We start from the raw sequence: 18,947 nt of genomic DNA, 5'->3' as shown, positions 1-18,947 counted from the left end.
TCCTGGACAACGCGACGGAGCCGCTAACGGTCGCCCTGATCGACCCGATCCCTCGGGAACCGAGGACACAAGGGGCTCCGATGTCCAGGACCGGCGATCCGGCGGCGCGGGCGACCACCGCCGACCTGCCCAAGGCACGGCCGTGGCTGTGGTGGTTCGGCCTGGCCGGGTGCGTGCTCGCGGGTGCGGCGCTCATCGTCGGGCCGTACCTGCTGGTGTCGGACCGCCCGGCGCCCGCGGCGCCCACCGCGGTGTCCACGACGGTCACATGGGTGGTCGTCCAGCCCGCGTTGCTCGTGCTGACCGCGTTGCTCGCGATGTACTCGTTCGGGCGCGCCAGGATCGAGGGCAGCGCGCTGCGGGGCCTGCACGTCGACGTCACCGAGTTCACCGACAACCGCACGGGCACCGCGCCGTCCACGCGAGAGCTGACCGCTGGGTTCACCCGCAAGCTCACCGAGTCACGCATCTACAGTCCGGCCGCACTGCCCGGCGCCGCGGGCTCGTACGACTTCCTCCAGGTCGTGGAGCACGTGGGCGAGGCGGCCGCGGCGAGCTGGTGGAAGGTCGCCGCACGCGCGTTGCGACTGCTGCGACCCCCCGCGGCGTACCGGGTCACCGGCACCGTCGCCGACTCCGACCGGCCGAAGCTGGTGGTCGAGCTGATGCGGCTGCCCAAGTTCGCGGCCGCGCCCCTGATCATCGAGGACACCACCTGGGACCGGGTGCTGGAACGGGCGGCGAACTCCGTCGCCGCGCAGATCTTCCCGCGGAGCCGGATCTGCAAGCGCCGCCCGCAGTGGGCGAGCTGGTGGGGCTACGCCTTCCCCACCGAACTCTTCGACGCCTACCAGCGCGCGCACCAGTTCCAGGCGGACCGCCGGTTCGACCAGGCGCTCTCCGAGTTCTACCGGGCGCTGCGGCTGGACCCGGCCAACGTGTACATCCGGCTGGAGATCGCGCAGCTGCAGGAACGGCTGAACATGCACCTCGACGCGCTCGTCACCTACGACGACGTGATCACGATCTGCAGCCGAGGCAACGTCGGGCTCGCGAGGTGGTGGAACGGCGCGGACTTCGGCGAGGAACGGTCGCGCGCGCACCGCCACCAGGGCGTCGCGCTGCTCGTCGCCCGGTTCCGGCACGCGCTCATGCTCGGCCACGGCGACCGGATCGCAGCACAGTGGTGGCTCCGGGAACGCGAGTGCGGGCACGTGCCGCACTGGAACGCGCGCCAGCGCCAGCGTGGGTACCTGCGGGAGATGGCCCGGCGCAGGTTCGACCGCTACGACGTGGGCGCCCTCGTCCGGGAGGAATGCCTGCCGTTCACGGAGCTCACCCGCGAGGAGGTGCTGCGGACGACGGAGCTGAGCACCTACACCACGGAACAACGCGAGGAACGTGCCGCCGTCCTGCGCCAGTACCTGTGCACGCTCGGCCAGTACGAGTTCGAACGCCTGATCGCGGACTACCCGCGCTACTCCCGCTGGATCCGCCGCGTCGCGCAGCGGGACTCCGCGAACATCGTCACCCTGCGCGGGCTGCAGGTCTCGCTGATCTGGGCCGTGCTCCGGCGCGCGATGGCGCAGGCGGCGGCGAAGACGCCGATCCGGTACCAGCGGGTGTGGAAGTGGGCGTCCTCCCCGCCGTGGCTCACCGGTCTCCTCGCGGAACGCGAGTGGCCGGCCACCGAGAAACGCCTGCGCAGGGCCATCGACGCCCTGATCCCCCGGTTCGGCCACGCGAGCTGGCACGAGCACTACAACGTGGCGTGCGTCTGCGCCCTGCCGCTCCTCGAACCGAAGGAACGCGCCGTCGACGACTCACGGACCCCGTTCCGCAAGCTCGCCATCAGCCACCTCCACCGGGCGGCGGCCGGGAGCCACAGCGGCTACCTCGCGCAGCGGCGGTCGTGGCTGCTCTACGAGGACCCCGACCTCGAGTCACTGCGCGGGACACCGGAGTTCCGCAACTTCGAGATGGTCACGTTCTCGCCGACCCGGCCGGTGCCGCTGCGTCCACGGCGGACACACGTGTGGGAGCTGGTGTCCTACCAGGTCGGCCTGATCGCCGGGATCGCGCGCCGGATGGCGGACCTGTGGGCGAGCCGGGCGGGCCAGGCGGGCCAGGTGGTTGATGGCACCCCGGTGGACCTCGGGGCGTGGCACGCGCTCGAGTGCGGCGCGTGGCGGCAGGTCGCCCGGTTGTCGGTGAGCCACCGCGACTGGCGCACCCGGCACGACGCGGACCTCTTCCTCGCCGAGGAACTCCACGACGGCCACGCGGCGCCCGGTCTGCCGACCTTCAGCCAGGAGGGGCTCTACACCCGCTATGCCAACGCGGTGGGCGAGACCGCGCTGCGCGACCTGCGTTCCGCGATGAACGACTCGATCGAGATGATCAACGAGGTTTCCGAGAAGTACATCGACAACTGCAACGACCGGATGGCCTTCCTGGCGCGGGCGCTCCACGAGCTCGACCGCGGACCGCGGGACGGGCCGCGGTGCGACAACGCCATGGGCTCGGTGTGGAGCGTGGCGGTCAGGCAGTCGGCGCTGCTCGTGGGCTTCGACGTGACGCTCACGTCGCCCAGGGCCGTCGGCAGGCTGTGCCGTGACCGGGAGCGGCTGTGGACGGCGCTCGCCGACGTCTTCGACGACGACCTGGGTGGGGTCGCGGTCGAGGAGCGCCAGAAGACGTTCGCGAAGGCGCTGCCGAAGCCGGGGGTGTTCACCCGGATGGCGGCCGCGGCGCGGTCAGCCGAGCCAGGTGTGTAGCGCCCACCACCAGCGGAGGGTCTCCGGGACCGTGGTCGGGGTCGGGCGGGCACCGGTCAGCTCGGCGAGCTTGCCCAGCCGGTACCGCACCGTGTTGGGGTGGACGTGGAGCGCCTCGGCCGTCTGGTCAAGGCGCTGCCCGTGGTCGAGGTACGCGATCCCGGTGCCGACCAGCTGGCGGTGGAACGGATCCGACCGGTCGAGCGCGCCCAGGTACTCCGCCGCCAGCAGTTCGGCCAGGAGTGGCTGTGCGGCAAGCGCGGTCTCCCCCGCCAGGTCGGTCAGCTGGCGCACGCCACGCGTCCCGGGTACGGCCCGGACGGCGGTCAGGCACAGGTCGTACCGGGAACGGACCTCGTCCAGCGCGGCGGCGGGCGCGACGACGACGAGGTCCGGCACGTCCGCCGGCACCGGCGCCCGCACCGACAGCCCCGCGAGACGCCCCTCCACCAGGCCGAAGACACCGCCGTACGCCGCCAGCCGGCGCTCCAGCGTCCGGGCACGCACCGGGTCGGCGACATCCGTCAGCACGCAGTGGTATCGCCCGTCCGGGCGCAGGCCCGCCCGCGCGATCTCCTCGTCGGCCAGGTCGGCGCCGTGCAGGAGCCTGCGCAGCACGTGGGTGTGCGCGTCGCGGGCGGTGAGCTCCGCGCGGTGGTGGCCGCTGATCACGTGCCGCTCCAGCGCGCCCGCGTACCGGCTGAACCGCACCAGAGCGTCGAGCATCGCCTCCGGTGGGACGCCCGCGGCGTTGGCCTGTGCCACCGCGATGTCGACGGCGCGGGTACGGCCGGCGTGCACGCCACGCAGCAGCGCCTCGAGCGGGATGCCCTGCGCGGCACGGTCCGCGCCCAGCGCCTCGGCCGCCGCGAACACCTCGTCGCCGGGTTCCGCCGGGTCCTCGACCGCGGCGATGGCGGCGGCGACCACGACCGCGATGTGGCGGCGGTTCTCGGCCTCCGGCAGGCGCGCGACCTCCGGCGACGCCTCGCGGGCCGCGGCGACCACCTCGTCGACGAGCGCCGGGTCGGCCGCGAGGGACTTCAGCACGACCCCGAGTGCGTCCATCTGCACCGCCTTGTGCGCGAACCACAACCGGCGTGGTGCGCGTTGGCGGTCAACGCCTACCGCGCCCGCGCGACCCGCTGGTTTGCTGAGAGCTACCGAACGGTAACACTCCCTGCCCGGAGGCTTCGATGACGTGGCGTCCCCTGCTCGCGGCCGCGCTCGCCGCCGTGTCGATCACCGTGTTCGCACCCGCCGCCCCCGCGGAACCGCTGCGGGAGGTGCTGCTCGTCGGCAACAACTGGGAGGGCACGGCCGACGTCGTGGCCTCGACACCCGACCTCACCAGGATCGGCCGCATCGACGTCATCCCCGACAAGGACGAGCGGCTGCGGGAGATCTACCTCGACCCGGTCAAGCTCGCCTACTTCCTCGGCATCCGCGAAACCGTCGGTGAGGGCCACGACCAGTTCGTCGACGACATGTACACCACGCCCGACGGGTCCGCGGTCGTCGTGTCCCGGCCCAGCTTCGCCGACGTGGTGTCGATCGACCTCGCCGACGGCGGCGTGAACTGGCGCTTCCCGGTGTCGGGCTTCCGCGCCGACCACATGGCCGTCTCCCCCGACGGCAGGAAGGTCGCGGTGTCCGCGTCGACGTCGAACAACGTGCACGTCCTGGACATCACGACCGGCAGGCAGCTGGGTTCGTTCGGCACCGGCGACAAGCCGCACGAGAACGTGTTCACCGGCGGCGGGCGGTACGTGTGGAACATGTCGATCGGCGAGGTCAACACCGCGCTCGACGACCCGTGGCTGGACTGGACGAAGGGCGACCGCCGCATCACCGTCGCCGACGCGACCACGTACCAGCAGGTGAAGGTCATCGACATGCGGCAGCGGCTAGACGCGTTCGGCCGCGACGACCTGTCGGACGCCGTGCGGCCCGCGGTGTTCTCCCCGGACGGGTCGAAGCTGTACTTCCAGGTGTCGTTCTACAACGGGTTCCTGGAGTACGACGTGGCGACCGACCGCGTCACGCGCGACAAGACGCTGCCGAAGAACCCCGCGACCAGCGAGGACCGCACCACGTGGATCAACGACTCGCGCCACCACGGCCTGTCGGTGAACCCGTCGGGCACCAAGCTGTGCGTGGCCGGGACGATGGACGACTACGCGACGGTCGTCGACCGTGCCACGCTGGCCGAGGGCCCACTGGTGACGGCGTCGAAGCCGTACTGGGCGACCGTGTCCGGCGACGGGAGCGCGTGCGTGATCTCCGAGAGCGGCTCGGACCGCGTCACGTCGATCGACTTCGCCACCGGCAGGAAGATCGCGTCGGTGCCGGTGGGCGACCACCCACAGCGCGTACGCATCGGCCACATCCCCACCACCTGGACCGGCACGACGGCCTAGGAGCGATGCCCTGAAAAACGCTTTCAGGACATCCCCGACCGGGCGCGCAGCGCCCGGTACCCGCGAAGCGGGCCAGCCCCCGTGCACAAGCCGGGCGCAAGCCCACAAAGACGGCTGCCTGCCCTCCCGTCGACCTGGCGAAGCCCGATCACACCGGTCAAGGGGCCCTACCCGAAACACCCCGTCCATAAGCACGGCCCCTTGACGCGGTGTGATAGCCCGGAGGGAGGTCGACGGGAGGGCAGGCCACCCGTCCATGCCAAAGAACCCCGAGACCAACTCGGAAGCCCCCTCCCCGAGATCAGCCCGTCCGGCGAGGCCCCTGGAGGGAAACCCGACCCACCCCGCACACAACCGAACATGATCATCGGCGGAATCAGGCTCAACGGCCCGAAAGCGTCAGGGCACTCAACCGCTACGTGCGGTCGGCGCCGGGGAAGGTCGCCTTGTAGCCCAGTGACGTGAACATGCCCGACAGCATCTGGCGGGTGTTGCGTTCGGCGCGCGCGGTCAGGCCGGCCTCCTTGGCCGCCGTGTCGATCCGCTTCTCGGCGAGGACGTACAGTTCGCGCTGGTCGGACTCCTCGAACAGCGACTTGACGCGGTCCCACGCGCCGCGGTCCTGCGAGTACAGGTAGGTGTGCTCCTGGTCGATGTTCGGCCTGGCGAGCTTCGGCTCTGGCAGGCGGACCTCGACCGTCCTGCGCTCCTCGTCGACGGTGAGCGCCTTCTCGGACAGTTTGCCGAGGTCCACGTACGCGCTCACCGACCCGCGTGCGACGAACAGCGCGCGGTTCCCGGCGATGAAGTCCGGCACCCACGCGACGTCGTGCTCGACGTCGACGACGACCTGGAAGTCGCCCTCCGCGGCGTGGTACTGGCTCAGGTCGCGGACCGACTGGAGCATGGCGGGACCGGTGCGGTCCTTCGTCTCGGTCGTGAACGGGTTCAGCGCGGGCACCTGGGCGACCAGCCACATCAGCGCGGCCACGACGACGACCACGGCCAGCACGAGCCGCCCGGTCTTCCACAGTGGACTGTCCGTCACGATGACCTCCCGTTCCGGCTACAGTGCCGGTTCGTGAAGGAGACCGACCTGCGTCTCGCGGACGGGCGGACGCTGCACACGTACGACACCGAGCAGGGCGACCTCGTCGTCTTCTGGCACCACGGCACTCCCAACACGGGGCTACCCCCGGAGCCGCTTTTCGAACCAGGGTTGCGCTGGGTGTCGTACGACCGGCCGCGATACGGCGGATCGTCGCCTGCTCCCGGCCGCGACATCGCGTCCGCGGCGGCGGACGTCGAGGCGGTCGCGGACGCGCTCGGTGTCGGAACTTTCGCTCTGCTGGGCCATTCGGGTGGTGGCCCGCACGCGCTCGCGTGCGCGGCACTCCTGCCGGACCGGGTGCGCGCGGTCGTCGCGATCTCGGGCCTCGCCCCGTTCGGCGCGGCGGGCCTCGACTGGTTCGCGGGCATGGGTCCGAACAGCGCGGCGACGTTGCGGGCGGCAGCGACCGACCGCGCGGCACGGGAAGCGGCCGAGGGTGGTGACCCGGACTTCACGGCGGCCGACTGGGCGGCGTTGAAGGGCACGTGGTCGTGGTTCGGCAAGGTCGTCGGCCCGGCCCTGGCCGGCGACCCGTCCGCGCCGGTCGACGACGACCTCGCCTACGTGCGTCCGTGGGGCTTCGACCCGGCCACGATCACGGCGAAGACGCTGGTGGTGCACGGCGCCGAGGACCGCATGGTCCCGGCGGCCCACGGCGAATGGATGGCACGCCACATCCCCGGCGCCGAGCTGCGGCTCGTACCGGGGGAAGGGCACGTCTCCGTGCTCGACCACGCTCAGCGGGCGCTGGCGTGGCTGCGGCTCAACTCTGCGTGATCTCCACCTTGTTCGGGTAGAAGGCCACGTGGTCGGCGATCCCGGCGACCGCCGGGTACGGGGTGCGGTAGGTCCAGATCGCGTCCTTCTCCTCGCCGGCGGGCGTGACCAGCGTGTAGTACGACGCGTCGCCCTTGTACGGGCAGTAGGTGCTGGTGTCGGTCGGCCTGATGGCGGCCGGGTCGACGTCCGCCAGCGGGATGTACTGCACCGGCGGGTAGTTCGACTCCTGGAGCACGAGCGCCGCGGTGGTGTCCGCCACCACCTGGTCGCCCACCCGGACGGTGACCCGCGCCGGGTTCTTCTCGACGGTGATCGGGTGGTCCGGGCCGGGTGTCTTCATCTCACGGGACATACCTTTCTCAAGTCCCGGCGGGCGCGGGTTGTTCCCGGGGTCCACCGATGCGGTGACGCGTGGCCACCTCGTGCCCGCCCGCCGCGGGCTGGCCTTAACCTTGTGCCGCGCGAGGACGTGACGAACGGCGGTGCTGGTGCGCGGGATCGACTACTACGAACTGCTCGGCGTGGCTCCGGACGCGTCGTCATCGGAGATCAGGTCCGCGTACCGGGCGCTCGCGAAGGCCATGCATCCCGACACCGGCGGCACCGCGGGTGCGTTCCGGCTGTTGCGGGAGGCCTACGACACCCTCACCGACCCCGAGCGGCGCGCCGACTACGACCGCGGAGACGAGTACGAACCGGAACCGGAGCCGCCGCCCCCACCGCCGCCGGTGCGCACGCGCGGACCTCGGCAGACGTCCCGGTACGTGCCGACCCTGCCGGTCATCGAGCCCGACACGATCCCGTGGTGGGACGAGGTGCGCCGGGAACGGCAGGTCGTGCTCGAACCGACGAGCGGTCCCAGCAGGACGGTCACCCTGATGGCGGCTGGTGCGACCGCTTTCGTTGTGCTAGCAACGGGTCTTCTCGGCGCGCCGTCCTGGTTGTTGATCTTGTTCCTGCTGGTCGGCGGCGCGGCGACCGTCGAATGTGGACGGAGACACCTCGCGGCACTGCGGGTGGACAGGGAGTTCACCGCGGAGTTCGGCGACCGGAAGGTGTTCGGCGCACCGGGCCAGGAAGAAGACGAGGCCGCGGAACGGTTGACGGCCGACCTGCTCGCGCGGTATTTGACGCGCATCCCGGGTGTCCGCGTCTGCCATGGACTCGCGGCCGAAGAGGGTTCCGTGTTCGCCGACCTCCACCACGCCGTGCTGTGCGGTCGCCGGCTCGTGCTCATCGAGTCGAAGTCGTGGCTGCCGGGACACTACGACGTCGACAACTCCGGTGACGTGCTGCGCAACGGGCGCCCGTTCCGCGGCGGGACGGTGAGCCTGCCGACCCGGCTCGCCGTGTACCGCGCGCTGTTGCCTGACACGGAAATCCGTGGCGCACTGCTGATCTACCCCAGCCGAGCAGGGACGATCACCGTGGGCGACGGGCTCGGACACACACCGGAGCGGTTCGTCCGGGAGATCGGCGCCTGGCTGGCCGCCGAACCGTCCACTGTGGAGCGCGAAATGTTCTCCACGCTGTTGCGTCAGGTCGTGTCCCCCGGCTGAACTGCGACGTTGCCGCGAACCGGGTGTGGTAACGCGAAATTCCAAGCACAGGGCCAAAGTTCACTAGTCCGTTTGCGGTAGAGTCTGCTGCGCTTTCCGTCCGACGCGCGTCGGTTCGCGTTCGCCGCCTCTCGCACAGGAAGGACCCGATGTCCGAGACGCCTACCCCACCGTGGGGAATCAGGGTGGAGAACGACACGCAGGCCGCCTACGCGGACGGCATCGAACGGTTGCAGACCAGACTTCTGCACATCGGGTTGTTCCTCCTCACCGTCGTCGTGCTCGGCGGTGGCGCGGGCGTGCTGATGCTCGCGACGGGCAGCGGCAGCGCGCTCACCGTCTCGGTCAGCGTCGTCGCGGGCTGTGTGGTCGCGGTGCTCGTCGCGGTCCTGGCCGCGATGTCGGCCACCCGGGAGGTCACCCCGCTCGCCCGCAGACCGGCGCCACGCCCCGTCACGCCGCTGCCCGCGGCGGCACCGGCCCTGCCGCCGGCGCAGAAGCCGCAACCGCCGGTCGTCGAGGTGGTCACCCGCGCACCGGAGCCCGCGCCGCTGTGGGGCCGTCCCGGCGAGGGACAGGTCGTGCTCAGCGACGATCCGGGCCAGCGCCGCGAGGTGTTCGTCAAGCTGGCGCGCCGCCTGCAGTCCCTCATCAACCGGGCCATCAAGCGGATCGACGAGCTGGAGCAGGAGAACGAGGACCCGGAGCTCCTCAACGGGCTCTACGAGGTCGACCACCTGTTCACGCTGGCCAGGCGACAGGGCGAGAACCTGGCCGTCCTGGGTGGCGAGGCGCCGCAACGCAGGTCGACCCGGCCGGTCAGCGTGTACTCGGTGCTGCTCGCCGCGGTGTCCGAGGCCGAGCACTACCGGCAGATCGCGATCGTGCCGGTCGAGGACGTGGAGATCCACGGTCACGCGGTCGCCGAGATCATCCACCTGCTGGCCGAGCTGCTGGAGAACGCGACCCGCTTCACCTCGCCGGACGGCCCGAAGGTCGAGGTCCGCGCGCAGAAGGTGACCGCGGGCCTCGCGATCGAGGTGCAGGACCGCGGCCTCGGGATGAGCTACGAGGACCTGGAGCGGATCAACCACCTGCTCGACGGTTCGACCCGCATCGACATCTCGGAGCTGCTCACCGACGGCCGCATCGGCCTCGCCGTGGTCCGCGAGCTGGCGCGCCGCCACGACATCCGGGTGCGCCTGCAGTCGAACATCTTCGGCGGCATCGCGGCGGCCGTGGTCATCCCACCGCAGCTGCTGAGCGAGACGGAGCCCACCGCCGAACCACGGCACCGCGCCCCGGCGAAGCGGGAGCAGGCGGAGTCGACGGCCTCGTCGCCGTCGCTGTCGCCGGTCCAGAAGCCCTCGCCGACGCCCCGGTCCGCCCCCGCCCCGACGACCCCGGTTCCGGCGACCCCGGTTCCGGCCACCCCGGCGCCCACGGTCGTACCCGCGCCGCTCCCCGTGCCCACCGCGACCGTCGGCGCCGCCTCGGCACCCGGTCTCGGGCCCATCCGCCCCCAGCAGACGCCCCGCCCGGCACCGGCCGAGGCCGCCGAGGAGGACACCTCCGACGCGGACCTGCCGCCGCTGCCCGTGCGGGCACCCGGCCGGTCCTACGACGACCTGCGTGCCGGTGGCAGCGGCGGCATCTCCCCCGAGGACGCCGCCAAGCTCGCCGACCCCGGCGTCGTCGCCGGGGACCAGCCGCCGCCGCTTCCGCAGCGCAAGGGGAGCCACCTGCGCGAGGAGCTGCTCGAACCGCCGCAGCTGACCAAGCCGGTCCCGGGGCACAACACCAACCTCATGAAGACCGTCCAGGCGGGCCGGGACCACTGGCTCGCGGAGCAGAACCGAGACGCGACGAACAGAGGAGACTCCACGACATGGCCGACGACCTGAACTGGCTGCTCCGCCGGCTGGTTGAGGCGGTACCCGACACGCACAGCGCGCTGTTGCTGTCGGTGGACGGCATCCCGAAGTACTGGTACGGGCTGGACATCGACGGCGCGGACCGGCTCGCCGCGCTCGCCAGCAGCATGTGCTCGCTGGCCAACCAGGTCGGCAAGAAGTTCTCCGAGGACGGCTCGGACGGCGTCCGGCAGGTGATCACCGAACTCAACGAGATCATCCTGTTCGTGACGGCCGCGAGCGCCGGGAGCGTGCTGGCCGTGCTGGCCGCCCGGGAGGTCGACGCGGGCATTCTCAGCTACGAGATGCAGCGCCTGTGCACGCAGGTGCCCGCGGTGCTGACGACGCCGACGCGCTACCACGTCGCGCACCAGGGCAATGGAACGCGTTGACGATGATCGGTCCGGACGAGACGACTTCCACGGAGGCCCCCGACTTGTTCGGCGTACGGCCGTACGCGATGACCAGCGGAAGAACCCGGCCGAGCACACCTTTGGACCTGATGTCACTGGTGCGGGCGACCGGCCGCGGCATGGTCGGAAAGAGCAGGCTGGGCGTCGAGCACTCGAAAGCCCTGGAGCTGTGCCAGTCCCCCACCTCGGTCGCCGAGATCGCGGCCCTGCTGCACCGGCCCGTCACGGTGACCAAGGTGGTCCTGTCCGACCTCATCGAACTGGGCGCGGTGATCGCGAAGTTCGCACCGCGCGAGTCCTATTCCAACGACCCGGCGATTCTGGAGGCGGTGATCGATGGCCTCCGACGGTTCGTCTGAGCTGTTCCCCAACCAGGTGAAGATCCTTGTCGCGGGCGGCTTCGGCGTCGGCAAGACGACGTTCGTCGGCGCAGTGAGCGAGATCGAGCCACTGACCACGGAGGAGACGCTGACGGCGGCGAGCGCGTCGACCGACAGCGTCGCCGGGGTGGAGAGCAAGGCCACCACGACGGTGGCCATGGATTTCGGCCGACTGTCCTTCCGCGACCAGAACCTGGTGCTCTACCTGTTCGGCACGCCGGGCCAGGACCGCTTCTGGTTCATGTGGGACGAGCTGTCCCTCGGCGCGGTCGGCGCGGTGGTGCTCGCCGACACCCGCAGGCTCGCCGACTGCTTCGGCGCCATCGAGTTCTTCGAACGGCGCGAGATCCGTTTCCTGGTGGCACTCAACGAGTTCGACGGCGCCTACCGCTACGACGAGGCGGAGGTCCGCAAGGCGCTCGCGTTGAAGCCACACGTCCCGCTCGTCCGCTGCGACGCGCGCAACACGCGTTCGGCGAGCCTGGCGTTGATCACCTTGCTCGAAACCGTTCTGGCGACGACGCGTGCCGCCGCCACACCCCAGATGATGCGGAGTCCACGTTGAACCACGACATCCTCGACCCCCGCCTGCTGAAGGCCCCGCACGACCCCGACATCCCCCAGCGCCTGGCACGGCTGGCGCAGCTCGGTCTCGGCACCCGGCCGGACTCGGAGTTCGACCAGTTCGCCGCCCGTCTCGCCACGGCCGCGAACGCGCCGTACGCGATGGTGAACTTCGTCGGGGACGAGGAGCAGTACTTCGCTGGACTGTACGGTCCGGACAGTGCGAAGTCCGACGCGCTCGAGGCGGCGTCGTCCGCGACGCACGCCGCTCCTGGTCGCACGATGTCCCGCGAGCACGGCTACTGCCCGCACGTCGTGGTGCGGCGCAAGGCGCTCGTGCTCGACGACGTGTGCGCGTACCCGCGGTTCGGGGTCAACCCGGTCGTGAACTCGATCGGGGTGCGCGCCTACATGGGCGCGCCGCTGATCGACCGCACCGGCACCGCGCTGGGCACGATCTGCGTGGTGAACACGGAGGAGAGCAACTGGGGCCGTCCCGGCCTCGAGATGATCAAGTCCATGGCGGCCGAGGTCGTGGACCTGATCCACCGCAAGGAACAGCAGCTCCGCTGAGGGTCATGCCCTGAAGGACGCTTCGGGACGTTGAGAGCCGTGAAAGCGTCTTTCAGGGCATCACCGGCGCCACCAGCGGGACGGGGTGGTCGCCGGGCCGTTCGGTTCGTGGGTGACGGGTTCGTCCGCGACGCGGGCCACCCGGTTGAGCAGGCCGCTGCTCGCGCGGAGCTGTTCGGAGAAACGGGCCGACCACTGCTCGCGGTACTGGCCGAGCGCGACCTCCGCGAGCCGGACCCGCTGGACGTCCGACGTGCCGGCAGGCGCGTAGATGTGGTTGGCGTCGCGCAGGAAGCGCTCGATGTTGCTGCCCGGGTAGAGCCCGTAGGCGGCGTGCACCTCCATCGCCGTTCTCGCGCTGTCCAACGAGGACTCGACGTTGAGGAGCTTCGCGCTGATCAGCTCCGCGTCGCACGGCAGGCCCTCGTCGAGCAGGTGCGCGGCGTGGTACGCGGCGAGCTTCGCGGTCATCAGCTGGGACTGCATCTGACCCAGTTTCTGCTTGACCGTGGGAAGTTCGGCGAGCGGCTTGCCGTAGCGGGTCTGCGCCGTGGCGAACTCGAGGGTCTGCTCGACGATCGCGCGGTGGATGCCGAGCGCCACCGCGGTCAGGTTCGGGCGTCCGTAGAGGACACTCGACGAGTAGGCGACCGCGAGCCCGTCCCCTTCGGATGCGAGCAGGTTCTCCGCGGGGACACGGCAGTTCTCGAAGATGAGTTCGCCGAAGCTGAACCCGTGCAGTCCCATCGCGGGCTGGTGGCTGCCGAGGGACAGGCCCGGCGCCGTCGACTCGACGAGGAAGGCGGAGAGGCCGCGCGAACCCGGTCCGGTCCGGACCACGACGCCGTGCAGGTCGCCGACGTGACTGTTCCCGACGAACACTTTTTTGCCGTTCAGGAAATAGTCGTTTCCCACCCGTTTGGCGGTAGCGGACATGCCGAGTACGTGTCCACCGGATTCGGGTTCCGTCACAGCGATCGTCGGCAGGCAACGGCCTTCGCTGATCAGCGGCAGCCACCGCCGTTTCTGCTGCTCGTTGCCGAAGTGGACAATCTTGGCGACACCCAGCTGGGAGGCCTGGACCATGGCGCCCATCGCGCCGCTGACCCGCGACAACTCCTCGATGATGATCGCCTTGGCCAGATGCCCCAGGCCCATTCCCCCGTACCTGGGGTCGATCGTGACCCCCAGCCAGCCCTGCTGGGCGATCAGCCGGGACATCTCGACATGGACGGCCTTGGCCGCCTCCATGTCCCCAACGCGCGGCGCGACCTTCACCTCGGCGAAGTCGCGGACGTGCTCACGCAGCCGTTCGTGTTGCGGCGTGGTGAAATAGCCGGTCATTGGGGTTGCGATGGTGGTCACTGGACGGTCCTCGACGTTTCGTCACAGATCAACACGAACTCCCCGTTAGTTGTTTGCGCCGCACAACTTTGCCACTGATCAGACCAAAGCGGTACCTCCTTAATGGTGACGAGAATAACTCCTGACTACTGGCAGTGATCTCTCTTGCGGAACGTGATCATCCACAAAGGACAGACCGCGTGCCACCCTGTCGTACCAGGGCGACACGCGGCCGCATTGAGGGAGGTCAGGCGTGGGTCAGGCGTGGCGCCGTCCGCCGGAGGACCGAACAGGACGATCGACGGCGGGCATCCGGTCGTAGGAGTCCTCCGGCCCGAAGCGCGGGTGGACGAGGTAGTCGTCGTCCGGCCTGCTGTGCTTCGGGACGCGGTCGAACGCGTCGTCCATGCTGGGCAGCGCGGGAACCAGTCGCATGCTGCTCAGAGCGGGGTCCAGGGTGCGGGAGAGGCGTTCCTCGGCCCGTCGCCGCGCGGCCCGGCCGCCGTTGGTCGGACCACCCGCGGCACGCCGGGCAGGCGCCATGCCGTCGACGGTGGTCTCGTCCGCGCTTCCCCCGACCGGCGGCATCCGATCGAGTGAATCCCCTACGGCGGCGGCCAGTGGGGTGAACGGGTCCTCGGGGCCACGCGCGTCGTCGCGGCCGAAGCCCGCGGCACCGGCGCGGGCCCCACCACGGCGGTCGGACCGCGGCCGCCGCGCCGGGGGCAGTGCGTCGAACGAGTCCGCGGGGCCACACCGTGCGGCGGGCACGCCGCCGAACGGGTCCTCGCGAAAGGCGGGCCGCATGGCACCGCGCGAGTCGGCCGCTCCCCGCCGCGCGGGCGGCATTCCCCCGAACGAGTCCTCACCGCGCCGGGCGGGCGGCATCGCGCCACGGGAGTCGGCCGCATCACGCCGCGCGGGCGGCATACCCCCGAACGAATCCTCCGGCCCAAGCGTCGCGGGCGGCATGGTGCGCGAATCAGCCATACCCTGCCGAGCAGGCGGCATCGCGCCCAACGAACCTTCCGGACCGAGCGACGCAGGCGCCACCGCACCACGCGCATCAGCCACACCCCGCCGCGCAGGTGGCATCCCGCCCGACGAACCCTCCGAACCGAGCGACGCAGGCGCCACCGCACCACGCGCATCAGCCACACCCCGCCGCGCAGGTGGCATCCCGCCCGACGAACCCTCCGGACCGAGCGACGCGGGCGGCATCGCGCCGCGCGACTCGGCCGCACCCCGGCGCGCCGGAGGCATGCCACCGAACGAGCCCTCCGGATCACGCGACGCGGGCGCCAGCGCACCATGCGAATCCACCGCACCCCGCCGAGCAGGAGGCATGCTCTCGAACGAGCCCTCGGACCCACGCGATCCGGGCGCCATGGCACTGCGCGCATCAGCCACACCCCGCCGCGCAGACGGCATCCCGCCCGACGAACCCTCCGAACCGAACGACGCGGGCGCCGCCACACCTCGTGCATCAGTCGCACCCCGCCGAGCAGGCGCCAAGCCCTCGAACGAGCCCTCCGGCCCACGCGATCCGGGTGCCAGCGCACCATGCGAATCCGCCACACCCCGCCGAACAGACGGCATCCCGCCCGGCGAACCCTCCGAACCGAACGACGCAGGCGCCACCGCACCCCGCCGCGCGGGCGGCATTACGCCGCGCGGGTCGGTGGCTCCCCGGCGAACAGGTGGCATGCCGCCGACGGAGTCCTGCGGACCGTGGGCGTGCGGCCGGCCGAACGGGTCGGGTGGCAGCTGCGCGAACGACCCGTCCGAACCGCGGCCCACCGGCGGTATCACACCCTCGACCATGGTCTCGCCGACCGGGTCGTGGAACTCCGGCGGGCGGACGTGCCCGTTCGCGTCGAGGAGCGCCATCTGCCCGGTCACGTCGATCGCGAGCGCGTCCGCCGGGCTGAGCCGTCCGCTCAGCGGCTCCGGCATGCCGTTCGGGGCGCGGAACTGCGGCGGCATGACACGGCCGCCGGTCGCGGGGCCGAGCGCGGGCCGACCGTTCGGTTGCGCACTGAACGGCGGTGGCGGCAGAACCGGCGCGCCCCGCACCTGGCCGCGGTTCGACGGGGGCATCGGGCCCGCGCCCGGTCGGACCTTCACGGGCAGCATGCGGCTGAACGAGTCCACCACGTTCTTCGGCCGTCCGGACGGGACCGGCCCGGTGCCGACGCCGACGGGCCGCGGCGGTTCCTCGACGTAGGCGATCTCGTGCTCGCGCTTGTCCGCACGGTGCGGCTGCTTGTCCTTGGGCGGCAGCGCATGCCGCCCCTTGCCGCGCTTCGCCTGGCCGCCGACGCTCACGGCCGGTGTCTTCTCGGCCGGGGTGGTACGTGGGCGCGGCACCGGGTTCTGCCTGCTGACGCTGTCGGTCCACGCCAGCACGGAGGACGGGCAGTCCAGGCCGACCACCCCCATCAGGCGGCCTTCCTTCGAGTACCCGTACACGGTGCCGGTGCCCTCGTCGGGCGTGCCGAGCGTGATGATGTCCTTGCCCAGCTTCGGCATGCCGGCCGCCTGGATGCGGACGCCGTACTGCTCGGTCCAGAAACGCGGCATGGGCGTGAAGGGCTCGGCCTCGGTACGGCCCGCGAGCAGGCTCTCCGCGGCGGCGCGGCCCATCTCGACCGCGTTCAGCCAGTGCTCGACGCGACGGGGCACGTTGTCGAACCGCAGGTTCGGCCACTGCGCGACGTCACCGGCGGCGACGACGTCCTCGGCACCGACCACGTGGCACGTCGGCTCGCACACCACGCCGTTGTCCAGCGGCAGACCGGAACCGCGCAGCCAGCCGGTCAGTGGCACGGTGCCCGCGGCCACGATCACACAGGACGCGAGCAGGGTGGAGCCGTCGGTCAGCCGCAGGCCGATGCCCTCGGGGCCCGGTGACCACTCCTGCACCGAGTTGCCCAGCGCCAGGTCGACGCCGTGGTCGCGGTGCAGGTTGGTCAGCCACGCGCCCAGCTCCGGACCGAGTACGTTGCCCAGCAACGTGTTCTGGCGACCGATGAGTGTCACCTCGCGGGACAGGTGCCGCAGGCTCGCCGCGATCTCGCAGCCGGTGAACCCCCCGCCGACGACCGCGACACGGCCCTTCGTCGAGCCGATGACGCGCTCCAGGTCGAGCCCGTCGGCCATGGTGCGCAGCACGAGCACGCGCGGGTCGTAGTACGGCAGGCCGCCCGGGCGCTTGGCTTCCACTCCGGTCGCGATGACGAGACCGTCGTAGGTAAGCTCCTCGCCGCCGGGCAGGTGCAGGACCTTGTTGTGCGGCACCAGTTGCCGGACCTGCGTGCCGAACCGCCACTTGGCGTTGAGGTCCTCGTACGCGGGCAGGGTGAGGTCGCTCGACCGCAGCGTGCCCATGAGCAGTTGCTTGGACAGCGCGGGCCGGTGGTACGGCGGCAGTTTCTCGTCGCCGAGGATCATGATCTCGCCCTCGAACTTGAGCTCACGGAGCCGTTCCGCGGTGCGCAGACCTGTCAGGCCCGCGCCGACCACGACGATCCGTTCGTCCCGGTTCATCGGGTGCGTACCTCCTGCAACTGGATGGCCTGCATGGGGCAGGACCGTGCCGCCGCCTGCGCCTGCGCGCGGCTGTCTGTGTCGGGGTCACGGACGTAGCGCAGTCGTCCGTCTTCCATGAGCTGGAACAGCTGCGGCGACTCCGCCTGGCAGATGCCGTACCGCTTGCAGCGCTGGTTGTCGACGCTCACCTGCACCTTGCGCCCGACGCGCGGGCCGGGTGGCGGCGGCTCGACGACCGCCAGCTGGGTGCCGGTGGTGGCGGGGGCCCCGGCGAGGAGCCCAGCGCGGATCAGCGTCTTCGGTGGCAGGAACCGCAGCGCGGTCAGCGTCACGGCCGGGGTAAGCACCGTGATGCCGCCGAGCCACAGCAGCGCGAGGTGGCCGTTGTGGATGGCGCCGAACCACGAGTGCACGACGACCATGCCGACCGCGACGTACGCGAGCTGGTGGAACCGCAGCCAGTTGCGGTAGCGGATGAACCGCCGCATGCCGGTGGTGATCGTGATCGCGACCATGATCTCGAGGCCGAGGATGCCGAGCGCGTGCCGGAACGTGCCGGAGAACGGCACGGCGATGCCGAAGACGTCCAGGCCCTGTTCCCGCAGCAACAGGAACACGATGGCGTGCGCGATGCCGGTCGCGAGGGTGAAGGTCGCGAGGATCATGTGCGCGGAGCGGATGGCCTGGTGACCGGTGAGCCGTTTGATCCAGCCGGTCGCGGTGAGCACGCCCCAGCACAGCGTCAGGCACATGAAGACGTAGGAGGCCCGGGCCGACAGGGCGGCGACCTCACGTACGCCGATGTCGTGCTGTGGCAGCGCGATGTCGATCATTCGGCGGGCCCCGGTGCGCTGAAGGTACGCACGATGCCGATCGTGGCCGCCGCCATGAGTACGGCGACGACGCCGGCGAGCAGAAGGTCGCCACGTGTCAACGAGTTCTCCGGATAGCTGATCTGGCGGGCCGCGGCTTCGGCGAACATGCCGTGGTCGGCGCTGACGTGACCGGTGCCCTCGAGCAGGGTCATGTGCTTCATCACGATGTCGTTGGCCTGGGTCGCGAAGTCGCGGATGACCGGGTTGCGGGTGCCTGCGCGGACCTCGGCGATCAGCCCGAACACCGTGCCGTGCGCGGCACGCAGCCGGTTGGCGAAGGTGATGTCGAAGTCGTCGCCGGTCCTGGCGGAGATCTCGTCCATCCACGCCTGTGTGGACGACGAGGGTGTGTCGGGCAGCGGGACGCCGAACCGGTCGGCGAGCCGGCGCACCGCGCCGTCGAGCTTGGTGTGGTCGGCGGCGAGGACGGCGCCGGTGTCGCGGACGGACTGGGAGTTGCCGCGCTCGGCGGCGAGCTCGCCCATGGGGATCTCCCACAGGTTCGCGAAGTTGATCACCGTGAGGAACTCGCGGTCGAGCGCGGAGATGGTCTGCGCGGTCTGTTGCCGGTCGGGCTGCGCCTGGCTCGCGCTCGCCATGGCGACACCGACCGCCGGGCAGACGGCGCCGAGGAGCACGAGGAACACGGCAACGGACCAGCGGACAATTCTGCGTCGCATGGTTCT

Annotated in this window: 16 protein-coding genes; 9 read left to right on the top strand and 7 right to left on the bottom strand. The window is 71.0% G+C overall.

All coding sequences use genetic code 11. The features are described from left to right. Nucleotides 1-80 precede the first annotated feature (80 nt). Nucleotides 81-2,777 (top strand): hypothetical protein, encoded by a 2,697-nt coding sequence (locus tag ACIBVP_RS12965; protein ID WP_396106269.1) that lies wholly within the window; start codon nt 81-83, stop codon nt 2,775-2,777. Here the strand turns inward: ACIBVP_RS12965 and ACIBVP_RS12960 are convergent. Continuing rightward, nucleotides 2,757-3,845, bottom strand: a complete 1,089-nt coding sequence (locus ACIBVP_RS12960) for a PucR family transcriptional regulator (protein WP_396106268.1) — start codon at nt 3,843-3,845, stop codon at nt 2,757-2,759. The genes ACIBVP_RS12965 and ACIBVP_RS12960 overlap by 21 nt on opposite strands. A 128-nt stretch (nt 3,846-3,973) precedes the next feature. Between ACIBVP_RS12960 and ACIBVP_RS12955 the strand changes: the two genes are divergently transcribed. Next, on the top strand, nt 3,974-5,197 hold the full coding sequence (locus ACIBVP_RS12955; RefSeq protein ID WP_396106267.1) for a YncE family protein: 1,224 nt from the start codon (nt 3,974-3,976) through the stop codon (nt 5,195-5,197). Between the two features lie 415 nt (nt 5,198-5,612). On the opposite strand, the gene ACIBVP_RS12950 is transcribed toward ACIBVP_RS12955, so the two are convergent. Continuing rightward, complete coding sequence (locus ACIBVP_RS12950; RefSeq protein WP_396106265.1) at nt 5,613-6,245, bottom strand: DUF4230 domain-containing protein; 633 nt, start codon at nt 6,243-6,245, stop codon at nt 5,613-5,615. A 33-nt stretch (nt 6,246-6,278) separates the two neighbouring features. Between ACIBVP_RS12950 and ACIBVP_RS12945 the strand changes: the two genes are divergently transcribed. Then, the gene (locus ACIBVP_RS12945; protein ID WP_396106264.1) at nt 6,279-7,085 is read left to right on the top strand and encodes an alpha/beta fold hydrolase; all 807 of its coding nucleotides are present in this window, start codon (nt 6,279-6,281) and stop codon (nt 7,083-7,085) included. Here the strand turns inward: ACIBVP_RS12945 and ACIBVP_RS12940 are convergent. Continuing rightward, on the bottom strand, nt 7,072-7,428 hold the full coding sequence (locus tag ACIBVP_RS12940; RefSeq protein WP_396106263.1) for a DUF427 domain-containing protein: 357 nt from the start codon (nt 7,426-7,428) through the stop codon (nt 7,072-7,074). The genes ACIBVP_RS12945 and ACIBVP_RS12940 overlap by 14 nt on opposite strands. A gap of 142 nt (nt 7,429-7,570) precedes the next feature. On the opposite strand from ACIBVP_RS12940, the gene ACIBVP_RS12935 reads away from it, so the two are divergent. The 6 genes from ACIBVP_RS12935 to ACIBVP_RS12910 all read left to right on the top strand — a co-directional run bounded on the left by ACIBVP_RS12935 (nt 7,571) and on the right by ACIBVP_RS12910 (nt 12,490). Then, nucleotides 7,571-8,647, top strand: coding sequence for a J domain-containing protein (locus ACIBVP_RS12935; protein WP_396106262.1), 1,077 nt, complete (start codon nt 7,571-7,573; stop codon nt 8,645-8,647). 149 nt (nt 8,648-8,796) lie between these two features. Next, entirely contained in the window at nt 8,797-10,551 is a 1,755-nt protein-coding gene (locus ACIBVP_RS12930; protein WP_396106261.1) for an ATP-binding protein, read from the top strand. Further along, nucleotides 10,536-10,952 (top strand): roadblock/LC7 domain-containing protein, encoded by a 417-nt coding sequence (locus ACIBVP_RS12925; protein ID WP_396106260.1) that lies wholly within the window; start codon nt 10,536-10,538, stop codon nt 10,950-10,952. The genes ACIBVP_RS12930 and ACIBVP_RS12925 overlap by 16 nt, the downstream gene beginning before the upstream one ends. Before the next feature lie 68 nt (nt 10,953-11,020). Beyond that, complete coding sequence (locus ACIBVP_RS12920; RefSeq protein WP_396106259.1) at nt 11,021-11,332, top strand: DUF742 domain-containing protein; 312 nt, start codon at nt 11,021-11,023, stop codon at nt 11,330-11,332. Next, a complete protein-coding gene (locus tag ACIBVP_RS12915; protein ID WP_396106258.1) occupies nt 11,310-11,918 on the top strand; it encodes a GTP-binding protein in 609 nt (202 codons plus the stop codon). Before ACIBVP_RS12920 ends, ACIBVP_RS12915 begins: the two co-directional genes overlap by 23 nt. Then, on the top strand, nt 11,915-12,490 hold the full coding sequence (locus ACIBVP_RS12910; protein WP_396106257.1) for a GAF domain-containing protein: 576 nt from the start codon (nt 11,915-11,917) through the stop codon (nt 12,488-12,490). Before ACIBVP_RS12915 ends, ACIBVP_RS12910 begins: the two co-directional genes overlap by 4 nt. Nucleotides 12,491-12,550: 60 nt before the next feature. Here the strand turns inward: ACIBVP_RS12910 and ACIBVP_RS12905 are convergent, their stop codons facing one another. The 4 genes from ACIBVP_RS12905 to ACIBVP_RS12890 all read right to left on the bottom strand — a co-directional run bounded on the left by ACIBVP_RS12905 (nt 12,551) and on the right by ACIBVP_RS12890 (nt 18,941). After that, a complete protein-coding gene (locus ACIBVP_RS12905) occupies nt 12,551-13,855 on the bottom strand; it encodes an acyl-CoA dehydrogenase family protein (protein WP_396106256.1) in 1,305 nt (434 codons plus the stop codon). A 237-nt stretch (nt 13,856-14,092) separates the two neighbouring features. After that, entirely contained in the window at nt 14,093-17,383 is a 3,291-nt protein-coding gene (locus ACIBVP_RS12900) for an FAD-dependent oxidoreductase (protein WP_396106255.1), read from the bottom strand. After that, on the bottom strand, nt 17,380-18,219 hold the full coding sequence (locus tag ACIBVP_RS12895; protein WP_396106253.1) for a ferredoxin: 840 nt from the start codon (nt 18,217-18,219) through the stop codon (nt 17,380-17,382). Before ACIBVP_RS12895 ends, ACIBVP_RS12900 begins: the two co-directional genes overlap by 4 nt. Further along, nucleotides 18,216-18,941 (bottom strand): DUF4142 domain-containing protein, encoded by a 726-nt coding sequence (locus ACIBVP_RS12890; RefSeq protein WP_396106252.1) that lies wholly within the window; start codon nt 18,939-18,941, stop codon nt 18,216-18,218. Before ACIBVP_RS12890 ends, ACIBVP_RS12895 begins: the two co-directional genes overlap by 4 nt. Nucleotides 18,942-18,947: the final 6 nt, after the last annotated feature.

Source organism: Actinophytocola sp. NPDC049390, assembly GCF_044466355.1.
In the GTDB taxonomy this organism is placed as follows: domain Bacteria; phylum Actinomycetota; class Actinomycetes; order Mycobacteriales; family Pseudonocardiaceae; genus Actinophytocola.
This window is presented reverse-complemented; position numbering and strand designations above follow the sequence as displayed.

Excerpts from the sequence above, each read along its gene's own strand:
- ACIBVP_RS12925 (WP_396106260.1), top strand. The coding sequence starts at position 10,536 with ATGGCCGACGACCTGAACTGGCTGCTCCGCCGGCTGGTTGAGGCGGTA.
- ACIBVP_RS12890 (WP_396106252.1), bottom strand. The coding sequence starts at position 18,941 with ATGCGACGCAGAATTGTCCGCTGGTCCGTTGCCGTGTTCCTCGTGCTC.
- ACIBVP_RS12930 (WP_396106261.1), top strand. The coding sequence starts at position 8,797 with ATGTCCGAGACGCCTACCCCACCGTGGGGAATCAGGGTGGAGAACGAC.
- ACIBVP_RS12900 (WP_396106255.1), bottom strand. The coding sequence starts at position 17,383 with ATGAACCGGGACGAACGGATCGTCGTGGTCGGCGCGGGCCTGACAGGT.
- ACIBVP_RS12955 (WP_396106267.1), top strand. The coding sequence starts at position 3,974 with ATGACGTGGCGTCCCCTGCTCGCGGCCGCGCTCGCCGCCGTGTCGATC.
- ACIBVP_RS12940 (WP_396106263.1), bottom strand. The coding sequence starts at position 7,428 with ATGAAGACACCCGGCCCGGACCACCCGATCACCGTCGAGAAGAACCCG.
- ACIBVP_RS12960 (WP_396106268.1), bottom strand. The coding sequence starts at position 3,845 with ATGGACGCACTCGGGGTCGTGCTGAAGTCCCTCGCGGCCGACCCGGCG.
- ACIBVP_RS12920 (WP_396106259.1), top strand. The coding sequence starts at position 11,021 with ATGACCAGCGGAAGAACCCGGCCGAGCACACCTTTGGACCTGATGTCA.
- ACIBVP_RS12915 (WP_396106258.1), top strand. The coding sequence starts at position 11,310 with ATGGCCTCCGACGGTTCGTCTGAGCTGTTCCCCAACCAGGTGAAGATC.
- ACIBVP_RS12895 (WP_396106253.1), bottom strand. The coding sequence starts at position 18,219 with ATGATCGACATCGCGCTGCCACAGCACGACATCGGCGTACGTGAGGTC.
- ACIBVP_RS12965 (WP_396106269.1), top strand. The coding sequence starts at position 81 with ATGTCCAGGACCGGCGATCCGGCGGCGCGGGCGACCACCGCCGACCTG.